Below are 24835 nucleotides of genomic sequence, written 5' to 3'. Positions count from 1 at the left end.
ATACCGATATCATTCAATAATTCTTTGTTGTTCATAAAAGTATAGATAACATTTTTTATTTGACCTCATTCAATTAAAAAAATGAGCAATTTTTTATTTCTTAAAAACGTTATTTGTTTACCTAATACATGTGTTCAAATGACTTAAACCCCATTCGAACATGAACAAAAAATGAACAACTTTAAAATTCAGATATTCAAAAACTTAAATGGTTCCAAATAAATTCAACTATTTTTACGCTAAATCCGATTAATTTTGAGAATCACTCTAATTTTTTTAGCAAAGTCAGCTAGATGCGCTAAATCATGCTAAACTTTGACGATACTTACAGCCCTACTCTGCGGGTAATAGCTTCATATAGGCATCACTTTTTTAAATGTTTATCAATAGTATACGTACAAACCTTATCTTAATTTCAACCGTTGCCATTCTGTGTTTTGGTGCAAGTATTTTGTACGTTACACTTGAAAAGCATGAAACCTTATACAGAGACTCTGTACAGCAAAACCTCGCCGCCTTATCTGAAAATATGGCATCAGACTTAGTGAGGCATCTTGCCATTGATCCTCAAGATATCGATCCAATCGAACTCACTACCTTATTGCTACGTTTAGAAAAATATCACAATGTTGAATACGCCAAGGTGTTCGCAAAAAACTGGGAAGAAATCACCCCTTATTATTCGCCTAAGTTTATGAAAAACAATTCATTAGAGGATGCATTTGACACCAATACCTTGAAGTATTTGGATGTGGGTATTCACATTTACAAAGGAAAACTAATTGCCAAGCGCCCCGTAGGTGAAGCAAAGCTTACGCTGGGTTATCTTATTATTGTTACTGAATACCAAAAACCTATTATTCAAAGTAGGCAATCGCTGCTATTAGGGCTACTCCCCTATTTTTCGTTAGTCATGTTAGTTACCTTTTTGGGGTTACTATGGGCGCACCATCGCTTTTTAACGCCGCTGTCGCATTTATCATCCTTTGCTAAACGTGTTCAAAAAACCAAAGATTACTCAACCAAAGTACCCGCTGTGGGTGTATATGAGGTTGCTGAACTGCGTAGCAATATTAATAAGATGATGAAAACCATTCATGCCGAAGTGAATAAGAACACACGTTATACGCAACAGCTTATTGAACAACAAAAAACCATGGAACGATTAGCTAACTTTGATAGCTTAACTGGTCTACCTAATCGTCAATTTTTTATGGAAAATGTGCGTATTGCATTAGCACGAAGCAAGCGTTATTCCTCCAATATTGCGTTAATGTTTTTTGATTTAGATGGCTTCAAAGAAGTTAATGATGCGTACGGACATGAAGTTGGCGATTTCTTACTCATTGAAGTGAGTGAGCGCTTAAAGCACTGTTTTCGAGATGAAGATATTATTGCGCGATTAGGCGGCGATGAATTTTTAATTTTAGTGAACGATGAGCCAGACGACTTACAACTGATCACCATTGCTGAACGCGTGATAGAACAGTTTAAGCGCCCCATTATGGTTAAGTCTTGGGAAGTGCAAATTGGGGTCAGTATTGGCATTGCACACGCCAGCGACTCTAACTTTAATTTATCGAACTTTATTAGTAATGCCGACATTGCCATGTATCACTCTAAAGCAAGCGGTAAAGGCACTTACACCATGTTTGCATCGCACATGATGGAAGACGCAAAAAGACGACTAATCATCGCTAACAGCTTAGCCCCTGCACTACAGAATGATGAATTTACTTTGTACTACCATGCCAAAGTTAACGCTGATGAAGAGATCGTTGGCTACGAAATTTTATTGCGTTGGATTAGCAAAGAGCACGGCTTTATATCACCTGCCGAATTTATTCCTATTGCAGAACAAACTGGTAAAATGTCAGCGGTTACTCAATGGGTATTAAAACGTATGTGTATTGAAATGCCCACACTTTTAGAAGTAAACGACCCGCCAGTTAGTGTGGCCGTTAACTTGTCTGTGTATGATTTAAAAGATTCAAATTTAATTAATTACATTAAAGACTTATTTGATGAGTATCGAATTGACCCTAAGCTAATTGAATTTGAAATTACTGAATCAGCCTATTTAGAAAATTTTGAGAAAGCAAACGCCTTCTTCGAACAAATAAAAGAACTTGGTAGCTCATTGGCACTGGATGATTTTGGCACAGGTTACTCGTCATTAGGTTATTTAACTCAGTTACCAATTAATACGTTAAAGATAGACAAGCAGTTTGTTGATAACCTTGGATTATCCGAGCGCGATACACTCGTTATTCAAACTATCATCAACATGGCACATAGCCTAAAACTAGATATTTGTGCAGAAGGTGTAGAAACACGTGAGCAGTTTGATGCATTGGTGGGTTATGGCTGCCACCAGCTTCAAGGTTACTTGTTTGCCAAACCAGTCCCTCTATCTGATCTTACACAAAGAAAATCATAATAAAAACGTTTGATTTTCCTGCAATTTGACCGGGCTTTGCTACACTTTCATTACTTCCTATAATTGGTTATTTTGTTAATTGTTTATGAGAAAATCACGGCTCTGCCTTACTAACAATTCAGCTAAACTGTGTTCAGCGTTAATGCTTGCAGTAAGTTGTTGTGGTTTTTATTCTCAGGCGAACGACAACCTCCAACTTAGTGGCTTTGGTACACTAGGCTTAACATTAGCTGACTCAGACATTTATGGCTTTCGTTATGATGTATCACAACCTAACGGCGTTTATAAAGATGAAATAGACTTTAGTGTTTCATCGTTAATTGGCGGACAAGCTGAGTTTACGATCACGCCTGAATTTGATGTGGTGACTCAAGCAGTAATAAAAAAGCGCTTTAATGCAGATATTGATGACTACATAGAGCTCGCTTTTTTACGCTATAACCCATCGCCTGACTGGACATTTCGAGTTGGCCGCATGGGAGCCAATATGTTCATGATGACGGAGTATCGTGATATAAGCTATGCCTACACCATGACTACTCCTCCTCCAGAGTTTTATGGTTTGATCCCGCATCGGCAACTAGATGGAATTGAAGCCATTTATCGTCAACCTGTTGATCGAGGTATTTTACAAGCCTCCTTATCGTACGGCCGCTCTGAGGCGTATATCGTCAGTGATTCATTTGAATGGAACGTCAAGCTTTCTCCTATCCTGCTGATGGCGCTTGACTACGAGTATGACAACTGGCTTTTTCGCTTAAATGCGACACGAGCTAAAACCACCAATACCAGCGACCCGGGCATATTTGTTGAACAGTTTATTAGCGAACTTCCAGAATCAGTTTGGCCTAATAAAGATAAAACGCTAAATAGAATCAAATCAAAAGATAAATACGCAAACTACTATGGGCTGGGATTCAAATACGACAACTTTATTTGGCAAGTGCAATCGGAGATTGCTTACATAGACTACAAAACGGAGTCATTACCCGACTCATTAAATGGCTACCTAAACGTGACAAAGCGATTTGATGAACACGCCGTATTTGCTGGCATATCAAGTACACGCTCTCACTTTTTAAACTTTACGGTGCCGCCACTGGCTAAGCAAATTCCAGAGCTGGAAGAAAACTTTCTATCATACGTAAACTTCTACGGGACAAATCAAACAACATTATCAGCAGGGTGGCGCTGGGATTATGCAGAAAATTGGGCGTTTAAATTACAGTTAAACCGAACTCAACCACAGCGCGGAGGCGATCGAATTTACTTAAAAAGCGTTGATGGAGGGCATGAAAACGCCGTTCATTCTCTAATACTTAGTGTGAGCTTTATTTTCTAATGAACCAAATTAAGCTCTTATTCATCACAATATTACTTATTTGCACTTCGAAGATATGTCACGCCAATGATCCATTAGTGATCATTGTTAATATTGATAACAAACACGATACCCTTACTAAAAAGCAATTAATTGATTTATATTTAGGTCGGTATGTTGCCTTTCCAGATGGCACCACTGCCGTCCCACTAGATCGTGAAAAATCAGCATCAATCAGAAAAGACTTTTTTGAAGCATTAACCGAAAAGCCCATGTCACAAATTAACGCCTACTGGTCTAGAATTAAATTCACAGGCAGGGTATCACCACCACAAGTTGTTAGCGACGATCAAGCCGTTATTGATGCTGTATCAAAGCAAGTTGATGCAATCGGGTACATTCCTCTATCTAAGATTAATAATAAGGTTAAGGTGGTTTATAAAATTGCTAAATAGACAAAGCCTAATAACTCGGTTAACACTTGCCATCTTTATCGTTTCTCTTATTGTAGGTATAACCGCTGCAATAATGTATTACAGTTATGCTTACAAACATGAAGTTGAGCACGCGTCCACCAGCATCGACCAAATTGTCAAAACCATCTCCAGAACAGCTTCAATAGCGCTTTATGTTGAAGATAAAGACTTAGCGACAGAAGTTATTAACGGTCTAGCATTAAATGACACCATTACAGCCGCTGCAATTGCAGACAAATCAGAATACCTCGCTCAGGGTGAAAACTTTAACATTACTAATGCCCAAACTTACCCTTTAACGAACCCCTTCTTTACAGATGAAGTGTTAGGTTATGTACACATAGTTCCTAATACACAAATTATCATTAATCAGGCAAATCAAATTGCTGTTGGTAATGCCAAAGCGTTGGCCTTACATACCCTTGTGGTTGTGATTATATTTATTTTTGTCGCTTACTACTTAATCACTAACCCCTTGGGTAAATTAAGCCAAATGATGCAGCATATTATTCCTGGGCACGATAATCGAGTAGCACCACCTAAAGGCCATAAGCACAGTGAAATAGGCAGTGTTAGTGATAGCATTAATGCATTTTTGGATAAAACCCAATCTCTATTTGAACAGGAGCGCAAGCTAAGAACAGAGCTAGAAGTGCTCGGAAAACGCTTGCGGCTATTATTCGAAAATGCAGGCACTGCATCCTTATTAGCTCGGCTTGACGGTGAAATTATTCTTTATAATTCAGCAGTCACCAAGCTTCTTAATAAGCTTGGTTTTGAAATGGAAGACAACTTTACACGATTTATTAAAGACGTGTTTCAAGACCCTGCTACTCTTTTAGCATTGTCTCAAACCGCGATTAAGGAAAATGAAGTGGTACAAGGTGAGTTTCAATTAAATAATCATTGCTCAGATGATGAAATTTGGATCCAAATTTTAATAATGACCACGGTCAATGATGAGGGTGAAACGTTCTTACAAGTGTTTGCTAACGATATTAGTAGCCGTAAAGCTGAGCTTAAATGCCTAAAGCAAAAAGCCAATTTCGACAAGCTTACAGGATTATTTAACCGCCAAGGCGCCATTCCAGCTATTGAAGAACAAGTAAAACATAACAAAACCGTTGCCGTATTACTGTTAGATCTTGACGGCTTTAAACCTATTAACGACATTCATGGTCACGATGCAGGCGACAAAATGCTGCAACATATTAGCGAAAAAATTTCTTCTTCAATACGTAAAGATGATATTGCTGCCCGTTGGGGCGGAGATGAATTTGTTGTCACCATTCATGACATAGACAAGCATGCAGCGCGAGTTATTGCCGAAAAACTCATTGGTAATATTTCCACCCCACTCTATTTAACGGCACAACAATGTAACGTCACCGTTGGCGCAAGCATCGGCGTTGCCTTTTATCCAGAAGACGGCGATAGCGTTGAAAAGTTGATTGAACACGCTGATGAAGCGATGTATGAAGTAAAACGCGCAGGCAAGAATGATGTGAGTTTTTATCGTAAAAGTGTGACCCATCACTAATTCGACAGAACTTATGACGACGAAAGTAGCAAAAAAACGTTATATGACATAACCTTATTTACTCAATCACCATTTAACATCTAAAAATAATAAGAGAAATCCCATGGAGCAATTGACCGAGCTTTATTACAAAATGCTAGATGTTTTACCTTTAGTGCTGTTAGGCATACTCATTTTGGTGGTGTTTATTTACGTTTCTGGGCCTATCACTCAATGGTTAATGCGACCACTCAGTATGCTAAGTAAAAGTCAGTTGATACAAGTTGTCATGCGAAGAGCACTCAGGTTGCTAATTATCCTTATCGGCTTATATGTCTTTTTATATTTAGCCGGGCTCACTCAATTCGCAGTAGCGATAATAAGCGGTACAGGCGTAATGGGGTTAATTCTCGGTTTTGCTTTTAGAGACATCGCCGAAAACTTTATCTCAAGCGTATTACTAAGCGTGCAACGACCATTCAAAATTGGCGATGTCATTGAAGTGCAAGGGCAAACGGGTGTGATTAAACAGGTAACTGCACGTGCGACCACCTTGGTTGATTTTGACGGCAACCATATTCAAATTCCTAATGCAACCATCTATAAAAATATCATTAAAAACTTTACTGCTAATCCTAAAATGCGAGGTCACTTTATTCTAGGCATTGGCTACGATGCCAGTATTAAACAAGCTCAGCAACTCGCGATGAATATTTTAAAGAATCATCACGCAGTATTAGACGAACCAGAACCTCAGGTGCTAGTAGACAACTTAGGCTCAGCAACCGTTAATCTTAAAATCTACTTTTGGATAAACAGCGAAAGTAATAGCATTCTTAAAGTTGGCTCCTTACTTATGCGACTTGTAGTCAGAGAGTTTGATAAGCATGACATCAGTATGCCTGACGACGCCCGTGAACGCGTTTTCCCAGAAGGGGTGCCGCTCATTACCGCCGAACAAGCAGATACCAACTCAACCAGTGGCGAAAAGGGAAGTAACGAAAAAAACAGTAACGAAAAAACCAATGCGTCACCAAAATCAGCCGCGACTAAAGGTGACGTATCAGATGAAACAATAAAACATGACCAAACTGAGCAACCAGAAACAGATGATGTTTCGAGCGACACTGATGAAATTCGTCAGCAAGCCGAACAAGCAAGAGATCCAGAACAAGGGAATAATATTTTATAAATGACAAGAAAAGAAAAAGCGCGGAATAATCCGCGCTGATTTATGAAAGCTACTCCGCTTGGGTACTCACTCAGTTTTCACTCGCTAGCACACAAGTATTACCTTATGCGCCATGCGCGATATTTTTTACCTTTAATTTTTCCATTTTCAAGCTTTTTAAGCGCAGCTGCCGCTACACCTTTATCTACACCAACATAAGCGCAATGGTCAAAAACATTAATTTTACCAACGTGTTTGCTGTCAATGCCAGTGTCGCCAGTTAATGCGCCTAAAATATCTCCTGCCCGTACTTTTTGTTTTTTACCGCCGCCAATGCGAATAGTGCCCATCGTAGGTGTGTATACCGCTTGATTAAGTACACTGTCATCAGGTAATGCTGACTCTTCTATACGCATGTCTAAGTAATCTTCAATATTCACCACTTTATGCGAATCATTATGACTGAATAGACTGCATGCAACTCCTTTACTGCCTGCGCGCCCCGTTCTGCCAATACGGTGTACGTGCGTATCAGGATCATGTGCAAGCTGATAATTAATTACTGCGTCTAAATTATCGATATCTAAACCACGTGAAGCCACATCAGTCGCCACTAAAATAGAGACGCTTTTATTCGCAAAGCGCACTATTGCTTGATCGCGATCTTTTTGCTCTAAATCACCATTTAATGCCAGTGCGCTAAATCCACAACTAGCCAGAAAGTCGGTTACCTCTAATGTTTCAATTTTGGTATTACAAAAAACCACGCATGACGCAGGTTGATACTTCATCAGTAACAGCTCTAATCCGGCAAGGCGCTGATCATTAGGCACATTAAAAAATAACTGCGAAATGCTCGACTCACTATGTGTCGATGCCACTTTCACGGTTTTTGGGTTAACGAGTAACTTACTGGCGATTGACTCGATTTGCTTAGGAAAAGTGGCGCTAAATAATAATGACTGACGTTGCTTTGGAGCTTGTTCAATGATTGCATCTACTGCATCCTGAAACCCCATTTCGAGCATTTTATCTGCTTCATCTAACACTAATGTGTTAATTTGCGACAAATCTAAGCGCTCTTTTTCTAAATGATCTAACACTCTACCCGGGGTACCAACAATGATGTGCGCACCATGCTCTAACGAACTAACTTGAGCGCGCACAGGCATACCACCACACAAGGTTAAGACTTTTATATTTTGAATGCCGCGTGCTAACTTTCTAATTTCAGTTGCAACTTGGTCGGCAAGTTCTCTGGTTGGGCATAAAATTAACGACTGGACGCAAAACTGAGTGACGTCCAAGTTTTGCAGTAACCCTAAACCAAACGCGGCCGTTTTACCTGAGCCTGTTTTAGCCTGTCCTATCAAGTCATGTCCTTCAATGATTAAAGGCAGTGACTCCGCTTGAATAGGTGTCATTTCGTTATAGTTTAACGATGCGAGGTTACTAACCAGTTCGCTTTTTAATGAAAGTGAAGAAAAAGATAATTGCGTCAAGTGAATGCCTTAATGAATGTAGAGATGAAATGAGTGTAGAAAATATCGATAGATTTGCGCACCTAACAGCGATTATTTAATCATCGCTGTTAGGTGTATTTTTGATAATCGTTTATATCAGTGCACTTATGCGAGTGTTATTTATGCAACAGTAACTTTTGCAAACTTACGCTTACCAACTTGGTAAATTTCAACGCTGCCGCTTGCTACTTGCAGTTTATTGTCAGTAATTTTGTCTTTACCGTTTAACTTTACAGCCCCTTGTTTAATCATGCGCATTGCTTCAGAAGTAGAGGCTACTAAGCCAGCTTCTTTTAACAAATTAGCGATACCAATATTACCTTCCTCAGCATTGACTGTAACTTCTGGAATGTCGTCTGGTAATGCATTCTTTTGGAAGCGTTTAATAAAGTCTTGGTGCGCTGCTTCAGCATCTTCTTCTGTGTGGAAGCGGGCAATGATTTCTTTTGCTAATGCAATTTTGGTATCACGAGGGTTTGCGCCATCTGCAATTTGTTGCTTAAACGTCTCAACTTCTTCAACTGGCCTAAACGACAGCAATTCGTAGTAACGCCACATTAATTCGTCAGAAATAGACATGATCTTACCGAACATATCGTTTGGCGTGTCTGTAATGCCAATGTAATTATTTAACGACTTAGACATCTTTTGAACGCCGTCTGTCCCTTCAAGTAATGGCATCATTAATACCGTTTGCGGACGTTGGCCTTCTTCTTTTTGCAACTCACGGCCCATTAATAGATTAAAGCGCTGATCGGTACCACCAAGCTCAACATCAGCTTCTAATGCTACTGAGTCCCAACCTTGTACAAGTGGATATAAAAATTCATGAATCGCAATCGACTGACCGTTAGCATAACGTTTTTTAAAGTCGTCACGTTCTAGCATACGTGCAACGGTTTGGCGTGCAGCTAATTTAATCATGCCCGCAGCGCCTAATTTATCCATCCATTCAGCATTAAACGCAACCGTAGTTTTTGCAGGATCAAGTATTTTAAAAACCTGCTCTTTATAGGTTTCAGCATTTGCAAGCACTTGTTCTTTTGTTAGCGGCTTACGGGTTGCATTTTTACCAGTGGGATCACCAATTAATGCGGTAAAGTCACCAATCAAGAAAATAACTTCATGGCCTAATTCTTGGAATGTGCGCAGTTTATTGATTAACACGGTATGACCAATGTGGATGTCTGGTGCTGTTGGATCAAAGCCAGCCTTAATTTTAAGCGGCTTGCCCGTTTTCAATTTTTCTTTTAATTCATCTTCTAACAAGATTTCTTCTGCACCACGTTTTATTTCTAAAAACGCTTTTTCCAAATCAGCCATGTTTTACTCCGCGCTAGTACCAGCAATAGATCTTAATAATTTTTTCTGCGCGCGATTCTACTTGAAACTGGCTATTAATGAAATACAGCAAAATAAATGTACATTTTTTATTCAGCCGTATTTTTTATCTATCCGTTTGGAATATAAATAAAAAATGCATAAATTTCAGATGTTCACCTACAAATGATAATGCTAATGAAGCGCGCTAATTGGCCGATAACATTGTAATTAATGCGAAATAATTATATTCTCAATGGTGATTAACTCAATTTTCCCTACAATTTATTCAACCAGAAGTTAATATTTATGCAGCAGTTAGTTCAAAACTTACCAAAAAAGCACCGCCTGATTATCGCCTCATTAGTGGCGCTTATTACGATTATTGCTTTATTACCTTCCCAAAAAGCAACAGCATCTAAAGTTACAAATACAACTGCATTAGAGATTGGCAAGCGCTACGAGCTGGCATTAGAGCTTGAACAAGCGCAATTAGCCGATCAAGAAGAACAACTCATCGAAACTACGCAAAAAACAATAAAAGTTAAGCGTGGAGATAATTTAGCAAAAATATTCAAACGTGCAGGCTTTAGCTCTCAACTACTACATAAAGTTATTAATTCAAATTCAGAAGCTAAATCATTAACCAAAATTCATCCGGGTGAGCATATTGTATTCATTAGCAACATGCAGCAAGAGCTGGTCGCACTTCACTATGCAGTAAACCCAACCAAAACCCTCATTATTGAAAAACAAGCCAACGACACATTTTCTTCAACATACGATATTAAAGAAGTTGAAACACGTAACGAGTTTGCGTCAGCTGAAATTACTTCTAATTTCTGGAATGCAGGCATTGAAGCGGGCTTGTCAGAAAAACAAATCATGCAAGTTGCTAACATTTTTGGTTGGGACTTAGACTTTGGATTAGACATTCGTAAAGGCGATAGCTTTTCTGTTATCTATGAAGAAAAATATATAGATGGTGAACATGTTGGCGAAGGCGACATTGTTGCTGCCGAATTTGTAAACCAAGGTGAAAAATTTCAAACCATTCTGTACAAAGACGGTGAATATTACACACCTGAAGGTCGTAGTATGAAAAAGACCTTTTTGCGTGCTCCCGTTAACTTTAAATATATTAGCTCTAGCTTTAACCCTCGCCGTAAGCACCCTGTAACCGGTCGCGTTAGCGCGCACCGCGGCATTGACTACGCGGCAAGAACAGGCACACCTGTTGTTTCACCCGGTGCAGGAAAAGTAATAAAAGCAGGCTATAACCGATTAAATGGTAACTATATTTTTATTAAACATGGTGAGCGTTATGTAACCAAGTATCTTCACCTTTCTAAAAAGATGGTAAGAAAGAATGACTGGGTTAAACAAGGCCAATTAATTGGTAAAGTAGGTGCTACAGGTCGTGTAACAGGCGCGCATTTACATTATGAATTTTTACTAGACGGTGTACACCGCAACCCAAAAACCATTATGAATAAGTTGCCTAAAGCGAACCCTATTTCTAAAAAAGAACGTGCTAATTTTGCACTTCACGCAGAAGAACTTCTGCTAGCATTAAACACTAAAAAGCGTGTATTACTTGCTATGAGAAATTAATCGATGTACATCGGGATCATGTCTGGAACCAGTATCGACGCCATAGATGCCGTACTGGTTTCATTTGACGATAGCGGCACACACACACAACCTACTTTAATTCAACAACACACTCATCCATTTTCCTCTGCATTACAACAAGCGTTAAATCGGTTATGTCATTCCGGTGATAATGAAATTGAGTTGATGGGGCAAGCAAGCCATCAATTAGCAATAGAATACGCAGACGCGGTTCAAGCATTACTAGAACATGCTGACATCAATGCTGATCAAGTAACCGCGATTGGTTGCCATGGACAAACCATTCGCCACAGGCCTAATCAAGACCACCCGTTTACCCTGCAAATTGGCGATCACTTTACCCTAGCCGTGAAAACAGGAATAAACGTAATAGGCGACTTTCGCAGCAAAGATATGGCGTTAGGCGGGCAAGGTGCTCCCCTCGTTCCTGCATTCCATAAAGCGGTCTTTCAAAACGATAAACACGATGTAGTGGTTGTTAATTTAGGTGGCATTGCAAACATTACTTATCTACCCACGAATACCGCAAAAGCGCCTCCAATCATCGGCTTTGATACAGGCCCAGCTAATACTTTATTAGATGGCTGGATCAGGCACGTTAAACACAAGCATTATGACATGAGCGGTGCTTGGGCGAGTCAGGGGACAGTTAATCAGGACTTACTAACTGCTTTATTAGCAGATCCCTACTTTGCTCAGGCTTATCCAAAAAGTACTGGGCGCGAGTATTTCAACCTTGACTGGTTGGCATCACTATTACCAAACGGTCAACAGTTAAATGACTTTAAGCCAGAAGATATTCAGGCGACTTTGGCAGAATTAACCTGCATTACAGTGGCTGATGCAATTAAGCAAATTTCAGATTCAGCACATGTTTATATTTGTGGGGGCGGGGCTTACAATCAAAAATTAATGTATGGCTTGTCACATCACCTACCAAATTACCCCTTTGCTGCAACAGACATGTTAGGCATAGCACCCAATTGGGTAGAAGCAATGGCATTTGCATGGTTAGCCTATGCCTACGAAAAACGTATTTCAGGAAATATTGCCAGTGTGACTGGTGCTAGCAAAGACACCGTATTAGGGGTTAAGTACAGCTTCAACTAATCAATGATTAAGTAAACTGTGAGTGGGTGAAGTCATCCCTGACTTCGTGGTTGGTTGTCTATTTTTGTGGGATTTACTTCAGCTGATTAAATTGACCATGCCCCATGTTAGGTGCTTGCCACTTATCAAGTTGCTCTACCTGTTGCAGCACAATCATGCGGCTTTGATCAACCAGTTTTACTTGAGTGATATGAATCGGTGCACGAAACCCTTGTAGCTTGCTCATGTTAAATGGTATTTCAACACTTGCTTTACCATTTAGCCATTGCGCGACCTCAACGGTTTCAATTTTTTCTAATTCACCGCTTTTATTTGTTGCTTCTAATGTCGCAGTAATAGCGTAACGTCCTGCTTCAAGTGCATTTACTGGAATTGCAACGGTACGCTCGCCATGTGCGTTAATACGTAGTGTTGAACCTACATCTAACTCTGCAGTTTTAACAACATTTGAAAATGGCACTTTGATGGTTCGCTTAACCGCCTTTCCATTCACCATTTCTGTTGTTGTCAGCTCAATGTCATAAAACCCTTTATGTGCACCAACATGCATTAACGGCTGTTGAAATACAATGTTGCCTTGCTCAAACGCTGCAGCTTTTGCAATGCCATCTGGATTAATTAAGCGCACAGTGGTGTTACTATCAGAAAGTGATTTAGCATTGATCTTTGCATCAAGCTCAAAGCTGCTTTTTACGTTTGCTTGAAACACACGCGGTGCTGTTACTGCTAATTTAACTTGGCTATTTTTTTCAACTACGTGAACTAAATAACGATCATTCGCAGCCAAACGCTGTTCAGATTTTAAATACAAAGCAGATGCTTTATGCGTGTTAGCTTTGCTGAGCTTTGTATTGTTTACTGGCTGACTATCAAGCTTAATCGCAACACTACCATCATTAAAGCCAGCAAATTCCATGTCTTTTTGTGACGCTAACTGCGCCACTTTCGCGCGTTGATTAGTCGTTTTATCAATAATATATAACTGTTCTGCCTGTAACGGAGCAGCATTTGATGACGTAGTTTGTTTGCCAGTCGCCTTCGGTGCCAATCTAACAAAGGCATCTGCGCTGCTGTTGTACAACTTAACGCCTTGATTAAGCTGCTTTCCTGATACCTCTTGCCAATACTCTTTACTTTCAAGGTTTTGTTGTTTAGCCGCAACACTCATTGCTTGCTGAACTTCAGGCCATGTATAACTTACACGCTGTTGACTATGCTCGATGCCAGCAGACACCGCATGCGTTGGTAACACTTGTACTTTATAAGCGGCGGCGTTATCAGTGTTAGCAATGGCAGTTTGCGCAAATAACGCTGTAGACAGTGCCGCAGTTAGGGCTGTAACTTTTTTATTATTAAATTTCATGTGGTTCTCCTAGATGCGGTCACGGATTAGTTTGTCTAAATCAAAACACTTTCTTCGGCTTTGCTGATGGCTTAAAGGCTCTTGCCCCTTTGTTTTCTGTTTATCAACAAACCACGTGCTGCCTGCGGCTGATTGCGACGAACACTCTAAAAAGCCATCAGAGCATGAATTTAGCCAGTTTTGTGTTACTTCTAACCCCACTTGATTATGATAACCACCACAATAGCTGTCACCATCCCACACTGCAGAATCCACATCACTCCCCACTACCGCTTCAAACGTTTTTGGTAAACTTGGACGCCCTGCTGTGCCAAATAGCCAATCTTGATTGTAATTAGCCATCCAGCCAACTTGCTGCATTCTTACTGCATCATTTTTGACTCCAACTAACCACCCCACAACCGACTCAAATACATTACCTGCAATTGCTGCATCTGCTAATGGTGTACCACCACTAGAAGGCGCAAGTGCAATCACTCGTGAAGTTTTATCAATAATGTTTGGATAACGACTATCCCATGTAGGATTAGACATAATCCAACGCATTACATTACCCCCATTTGAATGCGTAATGACTTTTAAATCAGTGATTTGTTTTTGCGCCATGAAGCTACTGACCTGATCTGCTACACAGCCTGCCGCACGAACATCCCACATATATTGCTCAAAATCACAATTGATAACTGTTACAAGCGACTCGTTTGGAAGCCCTTTTTTTACGGAGTTAATGAAATCCCCAGTCCAATAATCATCATATGCATTGGTTTGCTTACCTGTTCCATGAATTAATGCAAGCCCTGTATTCGCAGAAGCGATTGACGACGCAAGGCTTAGCGCAACTACCCCGATAAGTTTTTTATTCATATCTTCATACTCTTTTTTATTATTAGATATCGGGTTTTACTGTTGTAAAACCGTTAGATGTCCGAGGTGCGTCCTCAGACCTCATTAGGTATGGTCGATATTTATTTATAGCGCAAACCTTTTTAACCAAAATTATACATTTTCATGAGCAATAAGCCGTTTTCTATGAGTTAATTACTACCTAATTTAGGGGCTTGAAAGCATCATAAAGATAGAGTAAAGGTGGTTTTAGCGCTAAAATTTAACGAATCTGCTAAAAATTCATCTTGGAAACTAGCCTTGCCAGCCTTCAAAAAACGCTATTTTTTAATTTGATTTATATCGTTGTTGTTATCAAAAATTCATCTATATTTAGGTTACCTGTGGTGGAACAGGAGACAAGATGAATATACAAGATTTACACATAGGCATGTTATGTAATACCAGAAAAGGTTCGGGAACAGTGGCATGGGTAGACGCAGAGTCGCGCTCAGTCCATATGACCGACGTATCTGACAATCATCACTTTGAAGTTAACTTTGAAGATATTTTTGATGATGCACAAATTCACAATAGAGAAGATACGTATTATTAATGTGCTTAGGTAGCAAATGAAGGTACACCCTAGATGAGCTAAAAACATTGTGCTCATACGTTACTACTCGTAAGTAGTGAAAATACCGTCATTAGCTGTACATGGTGTAAGTTTTAAAGCGGCGAGTAGCAAAAGCGACAATAAGCGAACGATGCCACGCTCAATAAATATCAATACGCCGTGGGCTAAATGCTAAAATCGCTAATTCATTGGTAAACGTTACATACATACCGTATTAATGTATTAAGTGCCTGCTGTTATGCTTACATCCATATTAATTGCACGTGCAAGAAACAAAATGGCCCACCATAAGGTGGGTCGTTCTCTTTCTGTGCTTACATTCTTTCATCATATGCATTCACGCATAAGCGCTATCACTTGTTAAGTTTCAGTTAATTTATTTTCCAATATCCTTGTAAAACTGACTTTTAGCGATTAAATTAATTTATGTCTGACTAGGGCGTGCCCTAATTGTTGACCGTTGTGGCAATCAGTGAGATAAGCAACACAAGTTTTCAAACATATATAAATTGCAAATAGAGGAAACACGTAAATTTGCGCTATGAATGTAGGCTGTTGTTGCGCTCAAATCTAAATTACTTAATTAACCCTAAAAAATCTTAAGGATTGAGTATGAAAAAATTAATCACAGGGCTTTGCATTTTACTATTCAGTATTTCTGTTCACGCCGACCAAGCACTTTCTAAATCGCTTATCAAAAAATATGTCGCATCCACCGAAGAAGTCGATATGCTTGCCGAGAAATATCCGGTCGTTAATCAGCAGTTAGAAGACTTAATGACTCTTGATAAAAAAGAAGTCATTACTTCTATGAAGTCATCTGGGGCTTATTCAAAAATTCAATCTGCTATCGCATCCTATGGTTTTAATGATGTTGAAGCCTACCTTGATATTGGCTACCGAATTATGGGAGCTGTTTATAAAAGCCAGCTGCAACAAATGCCAGACAGCGCCTCACTTGATACCTATGTCGAGCAAATGCGACAGCAAATAGATGCAATGAAAGAAAGAGGTATGCCAAAAGAAGCGTTAGCTGAAATGGAAGCAAGTATTGAAGAGCAACTTAGTAGCATGGAATTTATGAAAAAAGCGGCGGCTTCTGCCTCAGAAGAAGATGTTAAGTTTGTGAATGAAAACATGGCTTGGATCATGAGTGTGATGCCAGCAGAATAAGTACATTCATAATAATACATTGTTGTTCGTACTATTATGCGTTTGTGCTTACTTGCCGTTTATATTTATCGTCATTGCGCAGCATTAATATCAATTTTCTGAAGTGATAAAAATGCTGCCAACCGTAAGTGAAGTTAAAAGGGCTAGTAAGCTCTAAGTTATCTCACTAGAGCTACGCCCCAACACCTAGCCTACTAATGCTAGCAAAATACCTGCGGCAACCGCTGAGCCCAATACACCTGCCACATTAGGGCCCATCGCGTGCATTAATAAAAAATTATGCGGATTCGCTTCCAACCCCACTTTATTAACCACCCTAGCAGCCATTGGTACTGCAGAAACACCTGCGGCACCAACCAGCGGATTAATTTTACCACCTGATAAGCGGCTCATTAACTTTGCCATTAACACCCCTGATGCAGTGCCTATAGCAAATGCCACAGCACCTAATGATAAAATGCCTAGGGTTTCAAACGTTAAAAACTTATCTGCACTTAGCTTTGAACCAACTGCTAATCCTAAAAAGATCGTCACTATATTAATGAGTTCATTTTGTGCAGTTTTGCTCAGTCGCTCAACCACACCCGACTCTTTCATTAAGTTGCCTAAACAAAACATACCTACTAGCGGCGTCGCAGCGGGTAAGAACAAAATAGTCATCAATAACACAGCTAAAGGAAATAGCACTTTTTCAAACGTAGAAACAGGGCGTAATTGCTCCATTACAATACTGCGCTCTTGCTCTGTTGTTAGTAACTTCATAATTGGAGGCTGAATAATGGGCACTAAGGCCATGTATGAATATGCGGCTACGGCAATCGCGCCTAGCAAGTCTGGCGCTAGCTTTGATGCCAAAAAGATTGCAGTTGGTCCATCGGCGCCACCAATAATCGCAATGGCCGATGCATCTTTCAACGTGAAATCAAATCCTGGAATTAAATTGAGTAAAATCGCACCAAATAGTGTGGCAAAAATACCAAATTGCGCAGCAGCACCTAAAAATAACATTTTAGGATTGGCAATAAGTGCACTAAAATCTGTCAGCGCACCAACGCCCATAAATATAAGCAGTGGAAAAACGCCCGTACTGATCCCTACTTCGTAAATATAATACAGTATCCCCCCTGCCTCGCTAAAACCTGCAGTTGGGATATTCGTTAAAATCGCACCAAAGCCTATTGGTAATAACAGTAGTGGTTCAAACTTTTTTCTAATTGCCAAGTAAAGTAACAACGCGCCCACAGCCATCATTATTAACTGGCCTAACTGAAAGTTTGCAAGCCCCGTTGATAGCCATAATGTTTCTAGTCCTTTCACCAGTACGCTCCTTAGGCCAAACTAAGTAAAGCGTCACCAGCGTTAACCGCATCGCCTTCTTTAATATTAATCGCCACTATTTTGCCTGCAGTTGCAGCTCGTACTTCGGTTTCCATTTTCATTGCTTCCATGACAATCACAACATCCCCGGCAGCAACTTGATCACCTTCAGCCACCTTAATTTTAAAGATGTTACCCGTTAACGGGGCATTTAATGTTTCTGTACCGGATAAAGAAGTAGATTGAGGCACCGTTTCATCTTGTGACGGTTTGATGTCTGTTAACTCTCCTGTAGCAGCCACCTCAACCGAAAATACTTTACCGTCAACTCTGACCGAATAAGATTGTGCAGCCTGATCGCCAGCACTTTTTCCTGATGACTGAGTATTAGACTGCTGTTTAGCTACTCCTTGCGCTTCGGAAGGAGCTGTAGGTGCAGGCTCAAATGCGCTCTTATTATTACGGTTCTCAATAAACTTTAACCCTACTTGTGGAAACAGTGCATACGTAAGTACATCACAAACCTTATCATCAGATAACGTAAGGCCCTTCTTCTGCGCGATATCTGTCAGTTCAGCGGTTAAACTAGCTAATTCTGGTTCAATATTATCTGCTGGGCGGCATGTAATAGGCTGCGCCCCGTCCAACACTTTTTCTTGAAGGGTTTTATCTACTGGTGCAGCTGTTGCCCCATATTCTCCTTTAAGCACACCTGCGGTTTCTTTAGTAATCGATTTATAACGCTCGCCCGTTAGCACGTTTAACACGGCTTGTGTACCAACTATTTGTGAAGTAGGTGTAACAAGTGGAATGAAGCCCAAGTCTTGGCGCACTTTTGGAATTTCTAATAACACTTCGTCTAAACGATCTGCTGCGTTTTGTTCTTTGAGCTGATTCTCCATATTGGTTAGCATGCCACCCGGCACCTGAGCCAATAAAATTCGTGCATCAACCCCTTTTAAACTGCCTTCAAATTGAGCATATTTTTTTCTAACTTCACGAAAGTATGCTGCAACCTCTTCCATTAAACTTAAATTCAATCCGGTATCGCGCTCAGTACCTTCAACCATGGCAACAACAGTTTCTGATGCAGTATGTCCATAAGTCATACTCATAGAAGAAATTGAAGTATCTAGCATATCAATACCTGCATCTATGGCTTTTTGATACGTAGCAGTGCTTAAGCCTGTGGTAGCATGGCACTGCATGGTAATAGGTATATCAATCGTTTCTTTTAAGCGAGTTATTAACTCTTCACAGTCATACGGCTTTAATAATCCAGCCATATCTTTAATGCAGAATGAATGGCACCCCATGTCTTCTATTTGTTTTGCCATATCCAGCCACGTATCTATGGTGTGAACTGGGCTAACCGTGTAAGACATAGTTCCTTGAGCATGTGCACCTGTATCAAGCGTGGCTTTCACCGCAGTTTGCAAATTACGAATATCATTCATTGCATCAAAAATTCGAAATACGTCTACCCCGCTCTCATGCGCCTTATGCACAAATGCCTCAACAACATCATCGGCATAATGTCGATAGCCTAATAGGTTTTGCCCTCGCAATAGCATTTGCTGACGTGTATTTGGCATCGCTTTTTTAAATGCTCTAATACGCTCCCACGGATCTTCACCTAAGTAACGAATGGCAGCATCAAACGTTGCCCCACCCCACGACTCCAGCGACCAATAGCCAATTTGATCTAACTTATCAGCAATCGGCAACATATCTTCTAAGCGAAAACGAGTCGCCAAAAGTGATTGGTGGCCATCTCGCAATACCAAATCTGTTAACAGTAACTTTTTAGTCATAAGGACACCTTATTATTAATTATTTTTATCCTGACGATATTGATGTACGGCCGCTGTAATGGCGGAAACTATTTCGGGAGTAACGACTGAGGTTTCATTAGATTTAATGGTAGGGGTTAATGGCGTAAGTGGTGTACTAACCACGCTGGAAGAAAGTGACAAGGAAAGCCTATGCAATAGTTTTATTGCAAATACCAACATACCCAAAAAGATAAAGACCACTACCATACCCATCAGCATGATATTGGCAGCTTCAAAAAATAATGCACTGACCTGTGCCATTTTTACCCCCTAGTGCTAAAGCTTTAGACTCCAAACATCGTTAATACACGTTTTAGAGTATTTACTCTTGCATAGAAAAATTAATAAGTTAAGAGCACAACTGTTTGTTTTGATTATGTTGAATATAGCAGGAGAAAATAGAAGCGTAATATTTGAGGGTAGAATTATTGAATTTTTATTACTTTGGTATTAACCGCCTCACTATTGCTTGAATAATAAGGCAGTTAATGGCTAGGTAATTTTAAGATCGCTTATTAACTAATGTATACCCAATACCTCAGCTGAGCGTATCGGATCGAATGGTTTAGTTAGCACATGAATTTTCGAGAGCTTTTCTCGTGTTGCCTTATCGATTTTATTAAACTCTATTTCATCTTCTAACAACAGCTTAAAGCTATTAATAATCAATTTGTTACTATTAATAGCCGCTACCTCGTACGCCTCATCCAACGAAGAAAGAACAGCTGATGCAACTAGAAGCTCCTTTACCGCTTCGCTTGAGCACTCAGTTGTTGACTTAATAAAATAATACGACAGTGCCGTTATTTTATCTTCTTTTGATAGCGACACTGACTTAAAGGTATCGGCAGGCAATACTATGGCTGATTCTCTGCATTTACTCTCAACCTGTTCTAGCGCTATCAATTTTTTATTGAAGTTGTTCGAAGCCTGCGTGACTATGGCTTTATCATCATTAGCGCTAACTGAAAAGGCTAAGTGTAAAATAAGCCCAAAAAGTATATATTTCATATTATCCTCAGTTTAATTTACAGCCATAATGAATAGCTTTCCAAAACTGCTTTTCTTTACTGTCTTGTATTTTTAAAGCCATTCTTCCTGAAATATCCCATACTCTCTTTCTTGCGATAGATGGAGCTTCCATCATGGCTGAAGTAAATGTGCGAAAATCATTTGAATAAACAGAAAAAGTTGACTTGATAGCGCCATTTCCTACAAACAAATTTGCTACCATGCCTACCGCAGACATTTTGACTAAATAGGGTGATAAGTCTTAGATATCTCGTATATCTTTAACGGCTTGTTTACTACGAGATGATTACTCTAAATTACTTATATCTGGACACTCCATTATTTCCCCTTGATTATTTCCTTATAAAGTTGCGTCATAATAATCAGAGCAACACTCCAAATCAACAAAAAAACACATTTAAGCAACATTAATTACACAACTAGGAATTGCTTGAATAATAGTGCTGAAATGAAAATTGTTTGAGGGGATGATTACATTCAGCTCAAATAGAAAAGATCAGCTGAAGTAAATAATGAAAATAGAACGAGACTAATAACACTTTTGTATGAATATTGAGGTTTAATCTAAATATGGGATTGATATACGCGAAAGCTTTATAAGTTAGTGAAATTGGCCCGCTCGGAAGGATTCGAACCTTCGACCGCCTGGTTCGTAGCCAGGTACTCTATCCAGCTGAGCTACGAGCGGGCTGTAATGTTTGAAATATACTTATAAAGTATATCTCTAATTTCACTAATCATCCTGATTAAATCATTGTGAACACAATGAGGATTTTATTAATATTACAGTCTTAATAAAAACTGGCCCGCTCGGAAGGATTCGAACCTTCGACCGCCTGGTTCGTAGCCAGGTACTCTATCCAGCTGAGCTACGAGCGGGCAACACAAGAAACATGGCGGAGAGGGAGGGATTCGAACCCTCGATAGGGCTACAAACCCTATACTCCCTTAGCAGGGGAGCGCCTTCGGCCACTCGGCCACCTCTCCGTTCTGTTGTGGGCGTGTATACTAATGGATAATGAAAATATGTCAACGCCTTTTTTATAAGTTTTTTCTATTTGGCGAGCTTTTAATCAAATTAGCTATTAAACGTTCAAAAATCATTGGTAGTTGATAACTTTCTACCAATTATCACCTATTAAACGAGAATGTACTGCCCTGCACCTTGGTAAATCGGGCTGTACATTCTCATTCTTACTTATAATAAAACTAAGCTTGTCGCCTTAACACTACACGTACTGAGCATAGCAGCAAGAGCAATAAACAATGTATGAGTGAAAAAGCCCCTCCGCTCTTTTTATTTTCTGGAATATAAATTGGTACCGGATTTGGTGGATTTTCTTCCGCTTGAGACGAATCGTCATTCTCAATTACAACCAACATACTATTATGAACACTAACGTTGCTTCCACTTAGCTTCAGATAGAACTCTCGACTGTTATCCACAACATCGTTATTAAAAATAGTGAGTGTAATTTGCTTTTCTAGTTCATCGCTTTCAAATACGATTTCTCCAGTGTTGTCTGCATAGTCAACGCCCGAATATGCAGTACCATTTTCAGTCCAATACGATATAACCGCACTGCTATCATCTCCGCTTTCTCGTTTTACGGTAACAGTCACACTGCTGACAGCTTCACTCACTGTGATAGCGTCTGTGGTAAAACCAAAAAAGCTCAACTCGATGGGAGTCGTTTCAACACCTAAAAACGATAAGTAATATTTAAGTAATGGCGCTCTAAGCTCACTAGGTAGTTTTGATAACAAACAACTTGCAATCACTACTTTATAACCTGCGCGTTCATGGGCTGCGGCACAAGTGCCAATCACCTCAACATGAGTACTACCTATATATTCATCACCTATCATTGATACCAATGGCAGTGTAACCCCACTAGTATTGCTTAGTTGTAAGTTATCCATTTCAGAATACCTGTAATATTGACCACTAATATCGGCAAAATCAGTATCTTGATTTCCTTGGATTTGGTCGATAAATATGGTCTTTCTACTATCCGAAAGTAAGGAAACCCCCATGGCTTCACTAAAGCTTTCTGAATTTGCACTACTCAGTACGTTTTCACCTTCTAAAATAAGTTTTCCGCCCTCATTTAAATAATCCACCATTATTTGCTGCTCACGGGCTGTTGCAGCTCGTGCATTTAGATTAGCAACTCCATCACCATCTTCATCTGAGTCTCGATATGAACCATAATTAATCATTACCAAATCAAAGTCATTTGTTGAAAGTGTAGGAATAAAGTCACTGACGATTGGAGTAATACCCTGTGCTTTTAGCATGTTTATTATTGAGCTTGGCGAGTCTGCATTGTCTTTACTTAACGTAATCAACAACGCTGTGGGGCTATTAGGTAAACTGATGATAGATGTGTACTCAGAAGTGCTGTAGCCCTCTGAGTTATAGGCTTTTACTTGTAACTCATGGCTGCCATATTCAGCAAAACTATCTTGCCAAGTAAAAGTAAAAGGGGCGCTATTATCTTGACTCAGCAGCTCGCCTTTAAGGTAATACTCCACCTTAGCAATGTCGCTTGGCATCGATAGTGTAACTGATTTCCCAGCCTTAAATACTGGATTACTGATAATTTCATTTATATCAAGTTTTGGTAATAAAGCCTCTGAAATAATTTCAGCTTGAAAAGTCATCACACCGTTCTGCAACTTAATTTCACTGATAACAACGCCCGTATGCTTTCCACTAATGTCTTTACTTGCAGGTTTAGTATCTGGCGAGAACACATCACCGCTTTGGAAGAAGTCACCGCTATCAAAAGGGCGTAATAGCTCAATATCCCCATTACCATCAGCTTGAATGAGTTTAATCAGCTTATGCTCAGTGTCTCTGTTATTATATTTCCACCCGCCATTTTCTTGCTGAACACCATTCACATGCCAAATTGCAAGGCCAGTGTTACTGCCTAAACTGCTATCGTTGCCATTGTTGTCTCTATATTCAACAAGAAAAAACTCATCCAGATAGTTTTCATCTACTTCCCCTGGCATAATGATGAAAGCATCACCGCTTGAGGAAGCTGGTCTTAATGATACTTGTTGTATGCTGCCAGTCGCGATTTGCGGCGTAATCCACCCTAGCATCATTTTATTATAAGCATTATGATCGCCCACTAACATAGCATCCATAATGCCTAAACCACCCAGCCCACCAGGCGCCCCAACACTGACATTCACGTCATATAAATCTGACAGTCCGAATGCATGACCTATTTCATGAATTAATACACCGGGCGAAAAAGGTATAAAAGGATAGTTATTACTTTCCTGCAACGATGCAATGCTACGAAAGCGCTTACCATCTAGCATAAAGTCTAGATTCTCTAAACCAACTACCGAACCAAAATGCGCATTCCATGCTGTTCTGCCAACGTATGGCCCCGTCCAAATAACAATAAAGCTATCAATGATCCCGTTGCCGTCATTGTCGTATTGAGAAAAGTCATGTCCCTGTTGGTCATAATAAGTAAGCGCTTTCAACACCTCCTCTGCTTGGTTGGTATCATCGCGATTTGCATTCACTTTATACCAACCCAGCACATCGCCTTCTATTTGTAACTTCCCATGTGAGGAGCGTTGATAAAAATTAGTCAGACTTTCATGCGGATAATCTTCTGCTACCCCATCACCAAAGATTTTTTGATACATAACATCTGCAGTATCAGTTTCAATATGAGGATAATCTTCAAACTCCAACAACAATACAAAGGTACGTTGCACTCCTAAACTAGGTAATCCTGGCGGGGTCGGATGCATTAATTTAGTGAGTGGCGTTTGTGCCACTGTGCTCTGATTTAATGCATCAAAAGCAACACTGCTCGCATTACTTCGTTTTGCCTTTTGGATAAGATTCGAATGACAAGCACTATTTTTTAAACAACTATGTGGCGCTGGTAATACAACCTGCTCAGCTAACAAGAGTTTAGAAAATAATGAAGAAAATAAAACAATGATAAATACAAAAATCGAGAAACGATTCATCGCTATACTGTCCTTAGTTTGATGCCAATGTTTTAGGCATACTAGTAATTAACTTTGAATATCTCTTAACAGCAGTTTCAACTCATATTAATCTGAGCATGGATTCTATATACGAAGCGAAATATCG

19 protein-coding genes and 3 tRNA genes are annotated in these 24835 nt (G+C 39.7%); 9 read left to right on the top strand and 13 right to left on the bottom strand.

Going from position 1 to position 24835, the window contains the following annotated elements:
- Positions 1-376 precede the first annotated feature (376 nt).
- The 5 genes from HUU81_RS04255 to HUU81_RS04235 all read left to right on the top strand — a co-directional run bounded on the left by HUU81_RS04255 (position 377) and on the right by HUU81_RS04235 (position 6948).
- Positions 377-2440, top strand: coding sequence for an EAL domain-containing protein (locus HUU81_RS04255; RefSeq protein WP_199611026.1), 2064 nt, complete (start codon positions 377-379; stop codon positions 2438-2440).
- A gap of 142 nt (positions 2441-2582) precedes the next feature.
- A complete protein-coding gene (locus HUU81_RS04250; RefSeq protein WP_199611025.1) occupies positions 2583-3782 on the top strand; it encodes a hypothetical protein in 1200 nt (399 codons plus the stop codon).
- Positions 3782-4216, top strand: a complete 435-nt coding sequence (locus HUU81_RS04245) for a type 2 periplasmic-binding domain-containing protein (protein ID WP_199611024.1) — start codon at positions 3782-3784, stop codon at positions 4214-4216. Before HUU81_RS04250 ends, HUU81_RS04245 begins: the two co-directional genes overlap by 1 nt.
- Complete coding sequence (locus HUU81_RS04240; RefSeq protein ID WP_199611023.1) at positions 4206-5777, top strand: sensor domain-containing diguanylate cyclase; 1572 nt, start codon at positions 4206-4208, stop codon at positions 5775-5777. Before HUU81_RS04245 ends, HUU81_RS04240 begins: the two co-directional genes overlap by 11 nt.
- Positions 5778-5880: 103 nt before the next feature.
- Positions 5881-6948: a mechanosensitive ion channel family protein gene (locus HUU81_RS04235; protein ID WP_199611022.1), complete on the top strand. Its 1068-nt coding sequence runs from the start codon at positions 5881-5883 to the stop codon at positions 6946-6948.
- 98 nt (positions 6949-7046) lie between these two features.
- Here the strand turns inward: HUU81_RS04235 and dbpA are convergent, their stop codons facing one another.
- Both dbpA and tyrS read right to left on the bottom strand, forming a co-directional pair.
- Positions 7047-8429, bottom strand: a complete 1383-nt coding sequence (gene dbpA / locus HUU81_RS04230) for an ATP-dependent RNA helicase DbpA (protein WP_199611021.1) — start codon at positions 8427-8429, stop codon at positions 7047-7049.
- A gap of 141 nt (positions 8430-8570) precedes the next feature.
- Positions 8571-9773: a tyrosine--tRNA ligase gene (gene tyrS / locus HUU81_RS04225; RefSeq protein ID WP_199611020.1), complete on the bottom strand. Its 1203-nt coding sequence runs from the start codon at positions 9771-9773 to the stop codon at positions 8571-8573.
- A 306-nt stretch (positions 9774-10079) separates the two neighbouring features.
- Between tyrS and HUU81_RS04220 the strand changes: the two genes are divergently transcribed.
- A complete protein-coding gene (locus tag HUU81_RS04220) occupies positions 10080-11384 on the top strand; it encodes a peptidoglycan DD-metalloendopeptidase family protein (RefSeq protein WP_199611019.1) in 1305 nt (434 codons plus the stop codon).
- A 3-nt stretch (positions 11385-11387) separates the two neighbouring features.
- Positions 11388-12515, top strand: coding sequence for an anhydro-N-acetylmuramic acid kinase (locus HUU81_RS04215; protein ID WP_199611018.1), 1128 nt, complete (start codon positions 11388-11390; stop codon positions 12513-12515).
- A gap of 73 nt (positions 12516-12588) precedes the next feature.
- Here HUU81_RS04215 and HUU81_RS04210 read toward each other — a convergent pair whose 3' ends face one another.
- Positions 12589-13878: a DUF4785 domain-containing protein gene (locus HUU81_RS04210; protein WP_199611017.1), complete on the bottom strand. Its 1290-nt coding sequence runs from the start codon at positions 13876-13878 to the stop codon at positions 12589-12591.
- 9 nt (positions 13879-13887) lie between these two features.
- Positions 13888-14742, bottom strand: a complete 855-nt coding sequence (locus HUU81_RS04205; RefSeq protein WP_199611016.1) for a hypothetical protein — start codon at positions 14740-14742, stop codon at positions 13888-13890.
- 382 nt (positions 14743-15124) lie between these two features.
- On the opposite strand from HUU81_RS04205, the gene HUU81_RS04200 reads away from it, so the two are divergent.
- Together HUU81_RS04200 and HUU81_RS04195 are read left to right on the top strand one after the other, a co-directional pair.
- Positions 15125-15316 (top strand): hypothetical protein, encoded by a 192-nt coding sequence (locus HUU81_RS04200; RefSeq protein WP_199611015.1) that lies wholly within the window; start codon positions 15125-15127, stop codon positions 15314-15316.
- Positions 15317-15949: 633 nt separating this feature from the next.
- Entirely contained in the window at positions 15950-16510 is a 561-nt protein-coding gene (locus HUU81_RS04195; RefSeq protein ID WP_199611014.1) for a hypothetical protein, read from the top strand.
- 186 nt (positions 16511-16696) lie between these two features.
- Here HUU81_RS04195 and HUU81_RS04190 read toward each other — a convergent pair whose 3' ends face one another.
- From HUU81_RS04190 to HUU81_RS04150, 9 genes are all read right to left on the bottom strand, one after another.
- Entirely contained in the window at positions 16697-17827 is a 1131-nt protein-coding gene (locus HUU81_RS04190) for a sodium ion-translocating decarboxylase subunit beta (RefSeq protein ID WP_199611013.1), read from the bottom strand.
- An 11-nt stretch (positions 17828-17838) separates the two neighbouring features.
- The gene (gene oadA, locus HUU81_RS04185) at positions 17839-19641 is read right to left on the bottom strand and encodes a sodium-extruding oxaloacetate decarboxylase subunit alpha (protein ID WP_199611012.1); all 1803 of its coding nucleotides are present in this window, start codon (positions 19639-19641) and stop codon (positions 17839-17841) included.
- 15 nt (positions 19642-19656) lie between these two features.
- Positions 19657-19923 carry an OadG family transporter subunit gene (locus HUU81_RS04180; RefSeq protein ID WP_199611011.1) on the bottom strand — a complete coding sequence of 89 codons (267 nt, stop codon included), beginning with the start codon at positions 19921-19923 and terminating at the stop codon, positions 19657-19659.
- Between the two features lie 258 nt (positions 19924-20181).
- Positions 20182-20673 (bottom strand): hypothetical protein, encoded by a 492-nt coding sequence (locus tag HUU81_RS04175; RefSeq protein WP_199611010.1) that lies wholly within the window; start codon positions 20671-20673, stop codon positions 20182-20184.
- 7 nt (positions 20674-20680) lie between these two features.
- The gene (locus HUU81_RS04170; protein WP_199611009.1) at positions 20681-20911 is read right to left on the bottom strand and encodes a hypothetical protein; all 231 of its coding nucleotides are present in this window, start codon (positions 20909-20911) and stop codon (positions 20681-20683) included.
- A gap of 394 nt (positions 20912-21305) precedes the next feature.
- Positions 21306-21382 (bottom strand) — tRNA-Arg (locus HUU81_RS04165).
- 114 nt (positions 21383-21496) lie between these two features.
- Positions 21497-21573, bottom strand: a tRNA-Arg gene (locus HUU81_RS04160).
- A gap of 15 nt (positions 21574-21588) precedes the next feature.
- A tRNA-Ser gene (locus HUU81_RS04155) sits at positions 21589-21681 on the bottom strand.
- 222 nt (positions 21682-21903) lie between these two features.
- Entirely contained in the window at positions 21904-24708 is a 2805-nt protein-coding gene (locus HUU81_RS04150) for a M6 family metalloprotease domain-containing protein (RefSeq protein ID WP_199611008.1), read from the bottom strand.
- Positions 24709-24835 lie beyond the last annotated feature (127 nt).

This window comes from Flocculibacter collagenilyticus (genome assembly GCF_016469335.1).
In the GTDB taxonomy this organism is placed as follows: Bacteria; Pseudomonadota; Gammaproteobacteria; order Enterobacterales; family Alteromonadaceae; genus Flocculibacter; species Flocculibacter collagenilyticus.
This window is presented reverse-complemented; position numbering and strand designations above follow the sequence as displayed.

Bases quoted from the DNA above. Each gene is read 5' to 3' on its own strand.
- HUU81_RS04255 (WP_199611026.1), top strand. From the start codon at position 377: ATGTTTATCAATAGTATACGTACAAACCTTATCTTAATTTCAACCGTT.
- HUU81_RS04250 (WP_199611025.1), top strand. From the start codon at position 2,583: ATGCTTGCAGTAAGTTGTTGTGGTTTTTATTCTCAGGCGAACGACAAC.
- HUU81_RS04245 (WP_199611024.1), top strand. From the start codon at position 3,782: ATGAACCAAATTAAGCTCTTATTCATCACAATATTACTTATTTGCACT.
- HUU81_RS04235 (WP_199611022.1), top strand. From the start codon at position 5,881: ATGGAGCAATTGACCGAGCTTTATTACAAAATGCTAGATGTTTTACCT.
- tyrS (WP_199611020.1), bottom strand. From the start codon at position 9,773: ATGGCTGATTTGGAAAAAGCGTTTTTAGAAATAAAACGTGGTGCAGAA.
- HUU81_RS04220 (WP_199611019.1), top strand. From the start codon at position 10,080: ATGCAGCAGTTAGTTCAAAACTTACCAAAAAAGCACCGCCTGATTATC.
- HUU81_RS04215 (WP_199611018.1), top strand. From the start codon at position 11,388: ATGTACATCGGGATCATGTCTGGAACCAGTATCGACGCCATAGATGCC.
- HUU81_RS04210 (WP_199611017.1), bottom strand. From the start codon at position 13,878: ATGAAATTTAATAATAAAAAAGTTACAGCCCTAACTGCGGCACTGTCT.
- HUU81_RS04205 (WP_199611016.1), bottom strand. From the start codon at position 14,742: ATGAATAAAAAACTTATCGGGGTAGTTGCGCTAAGCCTTGCGTCGTCA.
- HUU81_RS04200 (WP_199611015.1), top strand. From the start codon at position 15,125: ATGAATATACAAGATTTACACATAGGCATGTTATGTAATACCAGAAAA.
- HUU81_RS04195 (WP_199611014.1), top strand. From the start codon at position 15,950: ATGAAAAAATTAATCACAGGGCTTTGCATTTTACTATTCAGTATTTCT.
- oadA (WP_199611012.1), bottom strand. From the start codon at position 19,641: ATGACTAAAAAGTTACTGTTAACAGATTTGGTATTGCGAGATGGCCAC.
- HUU81_RS04180 (WP_199611011.1), bottom strand. From the start codon at position 19,923: ATGGCACAGGTCAGTGCATTATTTTTTGAAGCTGCCAATATCATGCTG.
- HUU81_RS04175 (WP_199611010.1), bottom strand. From the start codon at position 20,673: ATGAAATATATACTTTTTGGGCTTATTTTACACTTAGCCTTTTCAGTT.
- HUU81_RS04170 (WP_199611009.1), bottom strand. From the start codon at position 20,911: ATGTCTGCGGTAGGCATGGTAGCAAATTTGTTTGTAGGAAATGGCGCT.
- HUU81_RS04150 (WP_199611008.1), bottom strand. From the start codon at position 24,708: ATGAATCGTTTCTCGATTTTTGTATTTATCATTGTTTTATTTTCTTCA.